Here is a 14607-nt window from a genome sequence, read left to right on the forward strand (position 1 = left end):
CAATGCATTGTACCTAGGTGAGTGCGATATTGCTTGCAGAGATTTGGATATTCTTTTTCAAGGCCAAGGTTGCACCGCATCATGAATGAGGAGTTACTCGATGAGGCCACGTGCACGTAAGATCGCTGTTTTAAAATCTTCTTCGTAGTCTTTTTGTAATCCCGGAATCGCGGCTTTTTTATCTTGATGGCGCATTTTTAAATGATAGATAAGGACATCATCACTCAATTCTTCGAGTGGCTTATTCCAGCCAGCTTCTTTGGCTAAGGTCATGAGAAATTGAACTAAACTCTGATCGGAGGCTTGGTTCCACTCGGGTTCCAGTAATGCTAATAATTCTTCAATTCGGTGACAGGTCATCGTTATTCCCACAATTTTTGTAATGTTTAATCTATAAACTAACAAATTGCCGCGTATATGACCAATAGATAGACAAGAAAAAAGCGCAGGACGAGGAACTGCGCTTTTTAATCGTTATGCTGCTTTAACAACATTATCAATTTTTGGGTTGATGGTATTGCTGGTGTAAAGCGTTTTTTCTACGGGTGTTGCTGTTTTTGGTGTCGATTTTTTCGCCATTTGAGTATATGCAAAGCCGTTTCTACGACGTGAGGCACTACGGTTTGGCTGAGAAAATCTGACGCTTGCTGGTCGCATTGTGTTGCCTAATTTTTAGACGTTCCCTTGCCGAAAAATGACCTAAACAATAATGAGTAAAATGACCGTTATGCGATCACATTCACTCTGCTGGCCTATGCCGTTCCATAAATAATTGCTCAGGATGAGATATGCATCATATCTGACATAAAGAGTAGCACTTTGCTTTAAATAGGTCGATATCTAACCAATTAAATTTATACTAAAGCATTAGTTCTGTGCTAGAGCGGATTGAATTTCGCAAATAATTGTCGTTACTATGGGATAAATCCATCGGGGAGGAGGTTCTGATGTCCTTATTGAAAAAGACATTGTCCAATCTTGGTATTGGTGAGGCAAAAGTGGATGCGGAAGTGACCGATCATGTTTTATGCCCTGGGCAAAGTAAGACAATGACCGTCCATTTATATGGGGGAAGCAGTTCACAGCGTATTGAGAGTGTTAAGGTTAATCTTCAGTGCTGGTATTGGTCAGAGCCTGGCCTTTCATCCATGGAAGAAGACCAAGACACGGCCGTAGCCACACGTGAACAAAGCTGGTATTCACTCTGGCAATGGCAACAAAGTCGTTCATTCGAATTGGGGGGCGGTCAGCGGCAAGATCTTTCGGTGGATGTGACGGTACCGTGGAATACACCGCTCACCATTGATGAGTCAAAACTCTGGCTTGAAAGTACGATTATTGATGAGCGTGGTAAGCAGACCGTGGAATACCAGTCGCTCACTGTTCGGCCGGATGCTTTGATGGATAGCATCTTTTCGTATTTAGAGTCATTGGGATTTCGCTTACGCCAAGTGCGTTGCGAAGCTTGTGACGGCTTATGGTCGCCCTTTGGACAGACATTTGAGTGGGTGCCGATTGATGGACCTTTCCACGGTTATTTGCGAGAACTCACCATCTTTATGTGTCGCGATCAGGATACCTTACAACTGTGGTTCGATATCGATCGCCGTCAGCGTGGTGAAGTAACGATGTTTGGCAGTGCTGTCGCACAAGGTCATTACCTTCGTCATGTCAGTTTACACGCCGAGTTATCGCACGCAGACGTAGTCGAGCAGTTAGCGGCGGTGTTTGCGCATTGCGAAAGTGAGGTGGTGTTCTCATGATGATAATTTCAGCTTACAAGTGTATGCTCAATGTGACATACTGCTGATCCTAGCGATGGATTCACTGTGGGGAAGCTTATGTCACAAAGTTATAGTCAGAAGGAAGAGCTGGCGAATGCGGTTAGTCATGGTATCGGGTTATTACTCGGCATTGTGGGACTGGTACTGCTGCTACTGAAAGCGCACTCGCTGCAGGCGGATTCCTTAACGTTTCTCAGCTTTTCTGTCTACGGGGCGAGTATTATCGCGTTATTTCTCGCCTCGACACTGTATCACTCGATCGCGAATCCGAAGAGCAAGCGTTGGCTAAAAACGTTTGATCATTGTGCGATTTATTTACTGATTGCAGGCAGCTATACCCCGTTTCTTCTCGTCGGCTTGCGGACTCCTTTGGCATTTTGGTTGATGGGGATTATCTGGGGGATTGCGTTACTCGGCATTATTATGAAGTTAGCCTTTGTCTATCGCTTTAAACGTTTCTCGTTGTATTCGTATTTGGTGATGGGATGGCTGTCATTGATCGTGGTCTATCAATTAGCACTGCATGTGGATATGCGAGGGCTGGTGTTGCTGGCGTTAGGCGGCGTGGTGTATTCGCTTGGCGTCATTTTCTATGTGGCAAAACGCATCCCATACAATCATGCGATTTGGCATGGGTTTGTGTTAGGCGGGTGCGTTTGCCATTTCTTGGGGATTTACTTGTACGTTACCCCGCTGTAGCTAGCGCAGCTCGATATGGCTAATCTCGGCGGCAAAGGTATGATACTGATTAGCCGCCACATCAATATGCAGCGTCTTGCCAGCCTGTGATGTGGCAGGACGAAGGTAGGTTGATCCCATCCGTTTAATGGACTGCCAAATTACCTGTTTTCCTGAGCGAATCACGGCATCTTGCTGATTGCGGATTTGCCATTGAAGGGTGACCTCAATAGCCGACTGTTGCCCTTGATTGGTTAAGGCGGTGGGAATACTCAGGTTGCCATCCTGATAGGTGGTGGCGCCTAAAACCACATCAATGTCAGAGCGACTCAACTGCATCAGAGGGGTTGGCTTATCGACGGTAATGAGTGCGCGCTCCATCTTATGGGCGATAATTGGCGCTGCAAGATCAGCCGGTTGTGTTGGTGATGCCTGCATTGCACTGTCCGTCTGCTGTTGTACATACTGCCATGTAAAGTCACTGTTGAGTTGTACTTTGCGTCCATCTTGCAGCGTCACCATTTGTGTGGCCCCCGCAAGGCCACTGGATAAACTCAGGCAAAAAACCCACAATCGTTTCATTATATTGATCCTTATCTGCGCCAGAATGCTGGGAAAAACAGCACCAATATGGTCAGAATTTCTAATCGTCCCATTAGCATACCAAAACTTAATACCCATTTAGCCGCATCGGGTAATGGGGCAAAATTACCGGTGGGACCAATAATATCGCCCATGCCTGGTCCAACGTTGGCTACCGCAGTAATCGAGCCAGAAATACTGGTGATCGGATCCAAGCCCATAGAAGACAGGGCCGCTGCGATGACAATAATGGTGATGATAAATGTAATTCCGAAAGCCACAACCGAACGCACGATATCTTCATTTACGGGTCTCTGGTTATAGCGTTGGATGAATACGCCAGACGGATGGATGAGGTTCATCATTTGTTTTTTTAACAACGCCATGGCGATCTGGAAGCGAAAAATTTTGATACCGCCAGCGGTCGACCCGGAACACGCACCGGTCATCATTAAAAAGATAAACAACGTACTGGGCAGAGCGCCCCACGCAGTAAAGTCATCTAAGCCAAATCCGGTGGTGGTGACCACAGACACAATATTGAACATAGAGACCCGTAGCGCATCGATAAAGGCGTAATGATTATTCAGGTGCAACCATATCGCGATCGTAAAGCTGGCAATCATAAATAGCCAGAAAAACCCTTTAACCTGCGCATCTCGAATAATATCCATGGGGCGACGTTTGTTGACCGATGACACGAGCAGCAAAAAAGGTAAACCGCCCAAAAACATGAACACAATCGCCACCCAATGGGTGCCTTTCGAAAAGTGATTCATCGACCCATCTGAGGTCGAATACCCTCCGGTTGAAAGCGTCGTAAAGGCATGATTGATGGCTTCAAATGCGGTCATGCCGGTAATCATGTAGCTGATAATACACAAGATGGTTAACACCAAGTAGACCGAGACAATGTTCTTGGCGACGGTTTTGGCGCGCGGACTACTTTTGTCGGACCAATCGGATGATTCGGTTTGGAACAGCTTCATCCCCCCCACGTTGAGCATCGGTAAGACCGCGACCGCCATTACGATGAATCCGACCCCGCCAAGCCATTGCAGCAGTGAACGCCATAACAAAATGCTCGGAGCCATGGTATCTAAACCGCTTAATACGGTAGAGCCTGTCGTGGTGATGCCTGACATGGTTTCAAAGTAAGCGTCGGTAAAGCTGATGTGGTTAATAAAGACAAACGGCAGCGCTGCAAACACACTGGCGATGGTCCACACCAAACTTGTGATCAAGAACATGTCACGAACATTGAGACGAAAGTTCTTGGTTCGGCCCATGGTTAAACAGCCAAAGGCGGCAATATGAGTGATGACAATGGCTTGAGCAAAAGACAAGAAGCCACCAGTGCCAGTAATAAAAGCCACAAGAGCCGGCACATACATAAACATCGCGAGTTTTGATAACACTAACCCGAGAACAAATAATATGGGGCGCAGATTCAGCATGACGCCAATAACCTATAAGAAGAATGGACTGGGTTGGAAAAGAGCTTCTACATCCGGCACGTATTTCTTGTTCACAAGGAACATGACGACATGGTCGTTTTGCTCAATCACCACATTATCGTGCGCAATGAGGACTTCGTCGCCACGCACAACTGCACCAATGGTGGCACCGGGAGGCAACTTAATCGTACCAATCGCACGGCCAACCACTTTCGACGTCGACTCATCGCCATGAGCCACCGCTTCTATGGCTTCGGCAGCGCCTCGGCGTAATGAAGAGACGTTGACAATATCAGCGCGGCGTACATGGGTTAACAACGCGGAAATAGTGGCTTGTTGCGGGGAAATGGCCACATCAATCACGCCGCCTTGCACTAAGTCGACATACGCACCGCGTTGAATCAAGACCATCACCTTTTTGGCGCCCATACGCTTAGCGAGCATAGCCGACATTATATTGGTTTCATCTTCATTGGTCAGGGCGATAAATACATCGACTTGCTCAATGTTTTCTTCGGTTAACAGTTCTTGATCGGCGGCGTCACCACAAAACACAATGGTGTTCTCCAGTTCTTCCGACAACTGTTCCGCTCGTTGATAGCTACGTTCGATAAGTTTGACGCTATAGGTCTGTTCCAGTTTTCTCGCCAGACTTGCGCCGATGTTGCCTCCGCCGACAATCATAATACGGCGATAGGGTTTTTCGAGGCGTTGCAGTTCGCTCATAATCGAACGAATGTGGTTGCTGGCCGCGACAAAAAACACTTCATCATCCGCTTCAATCACGGTGGTTCCTTGAGGACGAATAGGGCGGCCTTGTCGGAAAATAGCCGCAACGCGGGTATCAATATGAGGCATATGATCGCGCAGTGCCGATAAAGCGTTACCGACCAATGGCCCGCCATAATAGGCTTTAACGGCCACGAGACTGACTTTTTCTTCGGCGAAGCTCACCACTTGCAGCGCGCCTGGATATTGAATCAAACGTCCAATATAACGAGTCACGAGTTCTTCGGGAGCAATTAAGTGATCGACAGGCACCGCACCGGATTGAAACAAGGCTTCTTTTTCGGCGAGATATTGCGGCGAACGGATGCGCGCGACGCGGTTCGGGGTATTGAAAAGAGAAAAGGCGACCTGACACGCAGCCATATTGATTTCATCGGTATTGGTGACCGCAACAAGCATATCGGCATCTTGCGCTCCCGCTTCACGCAATACATCGGGATGACTGGCATGCCCGGTGACTACCCGTAAATCGTATTTATCTTGCAGTTCACGCAGACGTTCACTGCTTTTATCGACGATGGTGATATCGTTATTTTCGCCGACTAAATTCTCTGCCAGAGTGCCACCGACTTGGCCTGCTCCAAGAATGATGATTTTCATACTCAGTTCTCTTTCATTCATAACAAAGGCAGCGTGACGCTGCCTTTGTTGTCAAAATTACGCTTGTTTGATGAGTACGGCGTAGTAAAAACCGTCCATGTCCTCTTCGCCTGGTAAGATTTGACGACCAGGATTGTCCGCTTCTGAGCCAACTAGGCTCGCATCCGCGGTACGCTTAAGAAATGCCGTCACTTGATCGCGGTTTTCTTGCGGTGTGATTGAGCATGTCGCGTACACTAATGTTCCGCCCGGTTTTAACTGTTGCCACATCGCATCGAGAATCTCGCTTTGCAGACTGGCAAGCGCTTCAATGTCGTTGGCACGACGCAGCCATTTGATATCCGGATGACGGCGGATGACCCCCGTGGCTGAACAGGGAGCATCGAGTAGAATACGGTCAAACTGTTCACCTTGCCACCATTTTTGTGGTGTTCTTGCATCACCACATAGAACGTTGGCCTCCAACTGCAGGCGTGCTAGGTTTTCATGCACGCGTTTTAAGCGAGTTTCATCACTATCAATGGCGACAACTTGCTTCGCTTGAGTTCGTTCGAGAATGTGAGCGGTTTTCCCACCGGGCGCGGCGCAACAATCTAGGATCCGTTCACCATCTTGTGGTGTCAGGTAGTGATACGCCAGCTGCGCGGCGGCATCTTGTACCGAAACCCAACCTTCAGCAAAGCCTGGTAGCGAGGTGACATCACACGGGCGTTCTAGTTTGAGTGCGTCCTCGGCTTGTGAGTGAGGAGTACTTTCAATGTCTTGCGCTAATAGTAAGGCTTGATACTCGTCTCGGGTATGGTGGGCACGATTCACACGTAGCCACATCGGGGCTTTGATGTTATTCGCGTCGACAATGGCTTGCCAATCATCGGGGTAGCTTTCTTTGAGCAACGACAGTAGCCAACTTGGGTGACCATAGCGGCCAGCATCGTGGCTCATCGCTTGTGCATCGAGTGTGGCTTGTTGGCGTTGATAATTTCTCAGCACAGCATTAATCAAACCACGTAAACGTGGGCCTTTTAATGTGCGCGTGGCTTCTACTGTTTCAGCCACGGCGGCATGCGCAGGGATACGCATGGAACTGAGCTGATAAATCCCGACCAAAATCAAATGATGAAAGACGCGTTGTTTGCCTTTTAATGGTTTATCCATTAAGGCATTCGCTGTTGATTCCAAGCGAGGTAAAAAGCGTAAAGCACCAAAGCAAATCTCTTGCAGTAGTGCATGGTCACGCGGTTTTATCTTTTGCTGGGCAGCAGGTAGCGCTGCTGATAAAGAATAACCTTGGTCAACGACCTCGAAAAGAACTTGAGCTGCCGCAGCACGAACATTCATTTGCAAACCTATTTATAAACAATACCGACCCAATGGGAGCGAGAGATTAATTCAATTGTGTGCCGACTTCAAACCAAGCGGCACGCGAATTCAGTAAATCTTGTACCGCCATGGCGCGCTTACCGGGTATTTGCAGCATTTCCAATACCAATGTATCTTTGCCTGTTGCCACATAAATCCCCGTTTTATCGGCACGTAGAATGGTGCCAGCGGGTTGTTCGCTGTGTGTTGGCTCAACACGCGCTTGCCAGACTTTAATGGCATTGTCTTCCACCGAGAAGTGACTCATTGGCCACGGATTGAATGCCCGAATACAGCGCTCAATCGCATCCGCGGCTAAGTGCCAATCAATACGGGCTTCTTCTTTACTCAGTTTTTTGGCGTAATTGGCCTGTTCATCGTCTTGCTCGATCGGCTGCGCGGTGCCAGCGGCGATACTGTGCAGACAATCGACTAATGCCTGTGGACCTAACTCAGCCAGTTTCTCATACATGGTGGCACTGGTATCGGTGCTCTCAATTGGCAGGGTAGCAATACTGAGCATATCGCCCGTATCTAAGCCCACGTCCATTTGCATTATCGTAACACCGGTTTCTTGATCACCAGCCCAAATAGAGCGTTGAATCGGTGCAGCGCCACGCCAACGAGGCAGGATAGAGCCATGCACATTAATGCAGCCGAGTTTCGGGGTATCCAGAACGACTTTAGGAAGCAATAATCCATAAGCAACCACCACCATCAGGTCAGCATTCAAGGCTGCTAGTTCTTGTTTCGCTTCGTCAGATTTAAAGTTTTCTGGCTGATAAACGGGGATATGATGCGCTAAAGCCATCTCTTTGACAGGACTGGCTTTTAATTTTTTACCTCGGCCTGCTGGACGATCAGGCTGAGTATACACTGCGATAACTTCGTGCTCCGAAGACAATAACGCCGCCAAGTGACGGGCGGCGAAATCCGGAGTACCTGCAAACACAATACGTAATGATTGGCTCAAGGTAGCAACCTCTCTATGAGTTTTTATTCTTTTCGTTGATGCGTTTGATCTTCTCTAATTTCTCTTTGATACGTTTACGTTTCAAAGGCGATAAGTAATCAACAAACAGCTTACCTTCAAGGTGGTCCAGCTCATGCTGAATACAAATAGCAAGAAGCTCATCCGCTTCTAATTGATAGGCTTCACCATCGCGATTCAGTGCTTTTACCGTGACGCCAGCGGCGCGTGGCACCAAGGCACGAGCCCCAGGTACGGATAAACAGCCTTCTTCAATGCCATCTTCACCATGCTTTTCGATGATTTCTGGATTGATAAGCACCAAAGGTTGGTCACGAGTCTCGGATACGTCGATCACAACAATACGTTGATGAATGTCAACCTGAGTCGCGGCAAGGCCAATGCCTTCTTCGTCGTACATGGTATCAATCATGTCATCGACGATTTTTTGGATTTCAGGTGTCACTTCTTCAACCGGTTTCGCAACGGTGCGTAAGCGGTCATCAGGGAATGTTAATACGTTTAATACAGACATATCTTCTCAAATGTTGAACTGTGCCGAAGCAGTAAAAAGCTTATTGGCTCAATTCTAGACATTTTAGACCCTAAATGACAGCATCTAAGCTCAAATTCTGAGTTTTTTACATTGAATAACCCGACTTTTTGTTGGCTTATTCTACCCTATTTATTATAGGGTTTTTAACGTTTTTTAATTAAGTTATAAGGTGTTAACTCTGCATATAGGCTTTCATGACGCGATGGTCTGGGGAGACGCACTGAGATTCTCTTTAAAGGAGCGTTGCAATGTTGCAAGAAGAAGTGCTTATGGCTTGGTTAATGTTGAGTTTTGTCCCACGCTTAGGGCCAAAACGTTTGGCGCGGTTATTGAGTATCGATGCCCCGCATCATTTGGTGCAGTATTCTCCGCAACAGTGGCAAGCGGTAGGCTTAAAAGCGGATCAAATTGACTATTTAACCCAACATGCACATCAACAAGTGAATGAATGCTTAGCATGGCAAGCAGCTTCAGCGCAGCGACATATCATTACACCTCTGCATTCAACCTATCCTCCGTTGCTCAAATCCATCTCTGCGGCGCCAAGTGTTTTGTTTGTGGAAGGCGATCCACAATGCTTAACAGAACCACAAGTGGCCATGGTTGGCAGCCGTAACGCTTCTGTTGATGGACAAAAATCGGCTTATCAATTTGCCGAGGAGTTAGCGCACCATGGCATGACGATAACCAGTGGCTTAGCGTTGGGGATTGATGGGCATGCCCATGACGGCGCGTTAGCAGGAGGTGGCAAAACCATCGCGGTATTGGGTAGCGGCCTCGCGCAAGTTTATCCTGCCCGCCACCGACGCTTAGCCTCTCGCATCATCGAGCGTGGAGCATTGGTGTCCGAGTTTTGTCCACAAACCCCTCCGAAAGCGGTGCACTTTCCTCGACGAAATCGCATTATCAGTGGCTTATCGCTCGGTGTCTTAGTGGTAGAAGCGGCGCTGAAAAGTGGCTCGTTAATTACTGCGCGTTATGCGACAGAGCAAGATCGTGATGTCTTTGTGTTGCCTGGATCGATTTATCAAGCCAACCATAGTGGGAGTAATGATTTAATTCGCCAAGGGGCGAGTTTGGTACAAAATGCCTCGCAGATCCTCGAAGAATTAACGACGTTTGTAAATTGGGCGCTTACTGAGCAAAAAACAAGGCAGCAAGCACTTTTTTCTCCGCCTGAGAGTGAAGAACAATTGCCATTTCCTGAGCTCTTCGCTAACGTAGGAGAAGAGGCCACCCCGGTTGATATTCTTGCAAGCAGGACCAATATACCTGTGCATGAAGTCATGACGCAGCTTTTAGAGCTTGAACTCTCTGGGCACGTTGTTGCGGTATCTGGTGGTTATATTCGTAAGGGGAGGGGCTAGCGATGATGATGGATATCTTAATGTATCTTTTTGAAACTTACATTCATAGTGATGTTGAGTTGCAAGTGAATCAAGATGAACTCGAAGAAGAGCTTGTTCGAGCAGGGTTTCATAAGAAAGACATCTACAAAGCGCTTAATTGGTTAGAAGATTTGGCGGCATTACAGCAAACGGATGAGCATAAAGCTCTGACGGTGAGCGCCGACACCTCGGTACGTATTTTTGCTCAGAAAGAAATGATGCGATTGGATGTGGAATGCCGTGGCTTTATCTTGTTTCTTGAGCAGATTAAAGTGCTAACACCCGAGACACGAGAAATGGTCATTGACCGTATTATGGGATTAGAAACCAATGAATTTGGTTTGGATGATTTAAAATGGATCATTCTCATGGTGCTGTTTAATGTCCCCGGTAACGAAAACGCTTATACGCTGATGGAAGAGCTGCTATACAGCAAAGAGCAAGGCATTCTTCACTAGGTAATGATAGGTTTATGAGCGGTAAAATTGATCCACAACTTTTCACACACACAGGACAGGCTACTCATCATGAGTCTTGTCCTCAGTGTGGGCATGAATTAGTCATCCGTCACGGTAAACGCGGCCCTTTTTTAGGGTGTAGCCAATATCCCGACTGTGATTATATTAAACCGCTGCATCAAAATGACGGACACATTATTAAGGCTCTTGGGGTGCCGTGTTCTGAGTGTGGTCATGAGTTAGTTCTGCGCCAAGGGCGTTATGGCATGTTTATCGGGTGTAGCCACTATCCTGAATGCCATCATATCGAATCGATCGATGGTGCGAGCGAAGATGAAGCAAAAGTCGAGTTTGTGTGTCCTGAATGTGGCGATGGGCATTTGATTGAACGTAAAAACCGCTTTGGCAAAATGTTCTATGCGTGTAGCGGTTATCCTAAATGTAAGTTCGCCGTCAATCTCCCACCGGTTGAGGGAACATGCCAGGCGTGTGGGTTTGGTTTGTTGGTGGAAAAGAAAACCGCAACGGGCATTAAGCACCAATGCGCGAATCGTCAGTGTGGTCATTATCAGTCAAACGATGGCGATGAGTGAGAATCTTCGAATAAAAAACGGCGCGATGAGCGCCGTTTTTTATGGTAATCAATCAGTCTTGGATGTCTTTTGCGAGGCGGTGCACCGCCGGAAACGCCTGCTTATCTAAGTAATTGGCAATTTCGCACAGTTTCCGCTGGAGTTGCCCCGGATAATCGGCGGTTAAGTTGATGTGACCCATTTTGCGTCCCGGCCGCTGACTCTTTCCATACCAATGAATGTGGCATCCTTCCATCGCCATCAATTCGGGGGGTAATGAGTCTTCCCCAAGAATATTGATCATTGCGGTTTCGCGCACCAGCTTGGTACTGCCTAAGGGTAAATGGCAGACAGCGCGGAGATGATTTTCAAATTGGCAGACTTCTGCGCCTTGTTGTGTCCAATGACCAGAGTTATGGACACGTGGTGCGATTTCATTGACCAGCAGTTCGCCATTCACATCAAAAAACTCCAGAGCTAACACACCAACATAATCTAAGCGTTTAGCGACGGCGGCAAACATGGTTTCTGCCTGTAATTGCAAATCCGGAGCATCGATGGCTGTAGATAAACTCAACACACCATCGACATGAATATTTTCAGCTAATGGATAGGTTTCAATATCACCGTTGGCATTTCTGGCTCCGACGAGTGAGACCTCACGTTGAAATGGAACAAACTGCTCGGCGACGATCGCTTGTTGCTTGGCATCATCGAGGCATGCTTGCATCTCCTTCCAAATGGCGTCGGCTTGTGCGCGATCTTTCAAGCGCCATTGTCCTTTGCCATCATAACCACCGAGCGCTGTTTTCAGCACCATAGGAATCCCCACAGTGTCGATCGCTTGCTCAAAATCCGCTCGCGTATGAATGATGGCGTAGGTTGCGTTTTTTACGCCAGCGTCATCAAGCAGCGCTTTTTCGATGCGGCGATCGCCACCGGCTTTAATCGCTTGTGAGGTTGGGAAGAATTTACCGCTTTTCTCACACGTCGCCAGAATGTCATCGGGGATATGTTCGAATTCCGCGGTAATCACATCACTATCTGCGATGGCTTGTTCAAGCGTTTGTGGTGTCGTCGCCTGAGTGAGTGGGTGCACGACACGGTTTGTGGTCACATCGTAAGCCGTTAATGTCAGATTGAGTGGCGCCCCAGCGAGAGACATCATGCGAGCCAGCTGTCCTGCACCTAAAACCAATACATGCATGCCTTATTCCTCTTCTGGGTTTGGATTGGCTAGAACCGTGTTGGTTTGTTCTGTGCGGAACGCTTCGACTTTTTGCATGACAGAGTCATCATGAGTACCAATAATTTGCGCCGCGAGAATGCCAGCGTTCGCCGCGCCAGAATCACCAATCGCTAGTGTGCCCACGGCAATCCCTTTTGGCATCTGCACGATGGAGAGTAGAGAGTCCATTCCTTTTAACGCACGCGATTTTACTGGCACACCTAGAACCGGAATACTGGTATAGGCCGCGGTCATCCCCGGTAAATGAGCCGCACCGCCCGCTCCGGCAATAATGACTTTGATTCCGCGTTCTTTCGCGCTGGTGGCATAATCTGCCAGAAGTTGGGGGGTTCGGTGCGCAGATACAACTTTGGTTTCGTAAGGAACACCAAACTTATCGAGCATTTCTGCCGCGAGTTTCATGGTTGGCCAATCGGATTGTGATCCCATGATAATTCCTACTTTCATCTCCAACTCCTGTAAACTTTTAAAATAAATAAGCGAACTGCCGGCATTATACGAGGATTTTATCATCAAGCAAACGTTTGCGCGCAAGATGGACCTCTGATTGACTATTACACGCAATTTGCTTTCGCTGATCAAACGAATAGTTTGTAAACTAGAGACAGATTTCTATGAATGAACAGGTCATGCCGTGAATAATATACAAGAGTCGGTATCCGCATTAGTGCGCGGTGAGGTGATTGCCTACCCAACGGAAGGGGTATTTGGTGTAGGATGTGATCCAGACAATCCGTTGGCAATACAAAAGCTTCTGACATTAAAGCAGCGTTCCAAGGAAAAAGGCTTGATTTTAATCGCTGCTAACTATGAACAGCTGTTGCCGTATGTGAATGAAAACGTACTAACAGAAGAGCAGCGTGCTCATGTAAAACAGACTTGGCCTGGGCCAGTGACGTGGATCATGCCCGCAAGCGAGCATGTCTCATCATGGGTGACAGGACAGTTTGACTCTGTGGCAGTGCGAGTGAGTGATCACCCTTTGGTCCAGTCTTTGTGTCAGGCTTATGGAAAACCGATTACCTCAACGAGCGCCAATCTGTCCGGGATGCCGCCGTGTATGACCACGCAGGACGTTGAACAGCAATTGCGTCATGGGCTGGGGGCGATATTAGCGGGTGAGACCGGGGGCCGAGAGAGGCCGACAGAAATTCGTGATGCGAAAACACTACATATAGTAAGGCAGGGGTAGGCAGCCAGTCCGCCTTCTAGCACAGGAGAAAACGATGACAGTAGTTAATAAAGAAGCCGTCAAAACCTTCTTGATGTCTTTGCAAGATGAGATTTGCCAACAGTTAGAGGCGATGGATGGTCATGCGACGTTTAAAGAAGACGCATGGACACGCGAACCCGGAGAAAAGTTAGGGGGTGGTGGCCGTTCACGGGTGCTGACCGATGGCGAGACGTTTGAACAAGGCGGTGTGAATTTTTCTCATGTGACTGGTAAGCAACTTCCCGCCTCGGCCACTGCACATCGCCCTGAATTAGCTGGGCGCAGTTTTGAAGCAATGGGAGTCTCATTAGTCATTCACCCCAATAACCCCTATGTGCCGACCTCTCATGCCAATGTGCGGTTCTTTATTGCCGAGAAAGAAGGCGAGGAGCCAGTATGGTGGTTTGGCGGTGGTTTTGATTTAACGCCATTTTATCCTTTTGATGAAGATTGTCAGTTTTGGCATCAAACCGCCAAAGATTTATGTGCACCATTCGGAGAGCATGTATACACGGAACATAAAGCATGGTGTGATAAATACTTTTATTTACCTCATCGTGAGGAAACCCGTGGCATCGGCGGATTGTTCTTCGATGATCTTAATGAATGGGGGTTTGATGCGTGTTTTGCCTATATGCAAGCCGTCGGTAAAGGATTTGCACAAGCTTACTTGCCCATTGTGCAGCAACGTAAGGCACTGCCTTTTGGTGAACGGGAAAGACAATTCCAACTTTATCGCCGTGGGCGCTATGTTGAGTTTAATCTCGTCTATGACCGTGGCACCCTGTTTGGCTTGCAATCCGGTGGTCGCACAGAGTCGATACTCATGTCGATGCCACCATTAGTGCGTTGGGAATATAACTATCGACCAGAAGACGATAGTGCAGAAGCTCGGTTGAATGACTATCTTACGCCACGAGAGTGGTGATAGGTATCCCTATCGTAATAGAGC

The 14607-nt window shown here is 47.8% G+C and carries 16 protein-coding genes; 7 read left to right on the forward strand and 9 right to left on the reverse strand.

Annotation, left to right across the window (positions count from 1 at the left end; translation table 11 throughout):
* Window positions 1-93 precede the first annotated feature (93 nt).
* Window positions 94-360, reverse strand: coding sequence for a YihD family protein (locus EAE30_RS05225; protein ID WP_123015051.1), 267 nt, complete (start codon window positions 358-360; stop codon window positions 94-96).
* A 587-nt stretch (window positions 361-947) separates the two neighbouring features.
* Here EAE30_RS05225 and EAE30_RS05235 point away from each other — a divergent pair.
* Window positions 948-1763 (forward strand): sporulation protein, encoded by an 816-nt coding sequence (locus EAE30_RS05235; protein WP_123015053.1) that lies wholly within the window; start codon window positions 948-950, stop codon window positions 1761-1763.
* A 78-nt stretch (window positions 1764-1841) separates the two neighbouring features.
* Window positions 1842-2483 (forward strand): PAQR family membrane homeostasis protein TrhA, encoded by a 642-nt coding sequence (gene trhA, locus EAE30_RS05240; RefSeq protein ID WP_123017263.1) that lies wholly within the window; start codon window positions 1842-1844, stop codon window positions 2481-2483.
* On the opposite strand, the gene EAE30_RS05245 is transcribed toward trhA, so the two are convergent.
* From EAE30_RS05245 to def, 6 genes are read right to left on the reverse strand one after another with little or no spacing between them, the layout of a single operon-like run.
* Window positions 2484-3044 (reverse strand): DUF3157 family protein, encoded by a 561-nt coding sequence (locus EAE30_RS05245; protein WP_123015054.1) that lies wholly within the window; start codon window positions 3042-3044, stop codon window positions 2484-2486.
* An 11-nt stretch (window positions 3045-3055) separates the two neighbouring features.
* The gene (locus EAE30_RS05250) at window positions 3056-4501 is read right to left on the reverse strand and encodes a TrkH family potassium uptake protein (protein ID WP_123015055.1); all 1446 of its coding nucleotides are present in this window, start codon (window positions 4499-4501) and stop codon (window positions 3056-3058) included.
* 12 nt (window positions 4502-4513) lie between these two features.
* Window positions 4514-5890 carry a Trk system potassium transporter TrkA gene (gene trkA, locus EAE30_RS05255; protein WP_123015056.1) on the reverse strand — a complete coding sequence of 459 codons (1377 nt, stop codon included), beginning with the start codon at window positions 5888-5890 and terminating at the stop codon, window positions 4514-4516.
* 57 nt (window positions 5891-5947) lie between these two features.
* The gene (gene rsmB / locus EAE30_RS05260; RefSeq protein WP_123015057.1) at window positions 5948-7228 is read right to left on the reverse strand and encodes a 16S rRNA (cytosine(967)-C(5))-methyltransferase RsmB; all 1281 of its coding nucleotides are present in this window, start codon (window positions 7226-7228) and stop codon (window positions 5948-5950) included.
* A 46-nt stretch (window positions 7229-7274) separates the two neighbouring features.
* Window positions 7275-8222, reverse strand: coding sequence for a methionyl-tRNA formyltransferase (gene fmt, locus EAE30_RS05265; protein WP_123015058.1), 948 nt, complete (start codon window positions 8220-8222; stop codon window positions 7275-7277).
* Between the two features lie 13 nt (window positions 8223-8235).
* On the reverse strand, window positions 8236-8754 hold the full coding sequence (def, locus tag EAE30_RS05270) for a peptide deformylase (RefSeq protein WP_123015059.1): 519 nt from the start codon (window positions 8752-8754) through the stop codon (window positions 8236-8238).
* Window positions 8755-9026: 272 nt separating this feature from the next.
* On the opposite strand from def, the gene dprA reads away from it, so the two are divergent.
* The 3 genes from dprA to EAE30_RS05285 are packed head-to-tail and all read left to right on the forward strand — an operon-like array spanning window position 9027 to window position 11214.
* Entirely contained in the window at window positions 9027-10142 is a 1116-nt protein-coding gene (gene dprA, locus EAE30_RS05275) for a DNA-processing protein DprA (RefSeq protein ID WP_123017264.1), read from the forward strand.
* A gap of 5 nt (window positions 10143-10147) precedes the next feature.
* Window positions 10148-10621, forward strand: a complete 474-nt coding sequence (locus EAE30_RS05280) for a DUF494 family protein (protein WP_199287092.1) — start codon at window positions 10148-10150, stop codon at window positions 10619-10621.
* Window positions 10622-10635: 14 nt separating this feature from the next.
* Window positions 10636-11214, forward strand: coding sequence for a DNA topoisomerase family protein (locus EAE30_RS05285; RefSeq protein ID WP_123015061.1), 579 nt, complete (start codon window positions 10636-10638; stop codon window positions 11212-11214).
* Window positions 11215-11266: 52 nt separating this feature from the next.
* Here the strand turns inward: EAE30_RS05285 and EAE30_RS05290 are convergent, their stop codons facing one another.
* Window positions 11267-12400 (reverse strand): 5-(carboxyamino)imidazole ribonucleotide synthase, encoded by a 1134-nt coding sequence (locus EAE30_RS05290; RefSeq protein WP_123015062.1) that lies wholly within the window; start codon window positions 12398-12400, stop codon window positions 11267-11269.
* A gap of 3 nt (window positions 12401-12403) precedes the next feature.
* Complete coding sequence (gene purE / locus EAE30_RS05295) at window positions 12404-12889, reverse strand: 5-(carboxyamino)imidazole ribonucleotide mutase (RefSeq protein WP_123015063.1); 486 nt, start codon at window positions 12887-12889, stop codon at window positions 12404-12406.
* Between the two features lie 187 nt (window positions 12890-13076).
* Between purE and tsaC the strand changes: the two genes are divergently transcribed.
* Both tsaC and hemF read left to right on the forward strand, forming a co-directional pair.
* The gene (gene tsaC / locus EAE30_RS05300; RefSeq protein WP_123015064.1) at window positions 13077-13634 is read left to right on the forward strand and encodes an L-threonylcarbamoyladenylate synthase type 1 TsaC; all 558 of its coding nucleotides are present in this window, start codon (window positions 13077-13079) and stop codon (window positions 13632-13634) included.
* Window positions 13635-13668: 34 nt separating this feature from the next.
* On the forward strand, window positions 13669-14583 hold the full coding sequence (hemF, locus tag EAE30_RS05305; RefSeq protein ID WP_123015065.1) for an oxygen-dependent coproporphyrinogen oxidase: 915 nt from the start codon (window positions 13669-13671) through the stop codon (window positions 14581-14583).
* Window positions 14584-14607 lie beyond the last annotated feature (24 nt).

This window comes from Vibrio zhugei (genome assembly GCF_003716875.1).
GTDB lineage: Bacteria > Pseudomonadota > Gammaproteobacteria > Enterobacterales > Vibrionaceae > Vibrio > Vibrio zhugei.

Coding starts and splice junctions, on each gene's coding strand:
- EAE30_RS05225 (WP_123015051.1), bottom strand. CDS start 360: ATGACCTGTCACCGAATTGAAGAATTATTAGCATTACTGGAACCCGAG.
- EAE30_RS05235 (WP_123015053.1), top strand. CDS start 948: ATGTCCTTATTGAAAAAGACATTGTCCAATCTTGGTATTGGTGAGGCA.
- trhA (WP_123017263.1), top strand. CDS start 1,842: ATGTCACAAAGTTATAGTCAGAAGGAAGAGCTGGCGAATGCGGTTAGT.
- EAE30_RS05245 (WP_123015054.1), bottom strand. CDS start 3,044: ATGAAACGATTGTGGGTTTTTTGCCTGAGTTTATCCAGTGGCCTTGCG.
- EAE30_RS05250 (WP_123015055.1), bottom strand. CDS start 4,501: ATGCTGAATCTGCGCCCCATATTATTTGTTCTCGGGTTAGTGTTATCA.
- trkA (WP_123015056.1), bottom strand. CDS start 5,890: ATGAAAATCATCATTCTTGGAGCAGGCCAAGTCGGTGGCACTCTGGCA.
- rsmB (WP_123015057.1), bottom strand. CDS start 7,228: ATGAATGTTCGTGCTGCGGCAGCTCAAGTTCTTTTCGAGGTCGTTGAC.
- def (WP_123015059.1), bottom strand. CDS start 8,754: ATGTCTGTATTAAACGTATTAACATTCCCTGATGACCGCTTACGCACC.
- EAE30_RS05280 (WP_199287092.1), top strand. CDS start 10,148: ATGATGGATATCTTAATGTATCTTTTTGAAACTTACATTCATAGTGAT.
- EAE30_RS05285 (WP_123015061.1), top strand. CDS start 10,636: ATGAGCGGTAAAATTGATCCACAACTTTTCACACACACAGGACAGGCT.
- EAE30_RS05290 (WP_123015062.1), bottom strand. CDS start 12,400: ATGCATGTATTGGTTTTAGGTGCAGGACAGCTGGCTCGCATGATGTCT.
- purE (WP_123015063.1), bottom strand. CDS start 12,889: ATGAAAGTAGGAATTATCATGGGATCACAATCCGATTGGCCAACCATG.
- hemF (WP_123015065.1), top strand. CDS start 13,669: ATGACAGTAGTTAATAAAGAAGCCGTCAAAACCTTCTTGATGTCTTTG.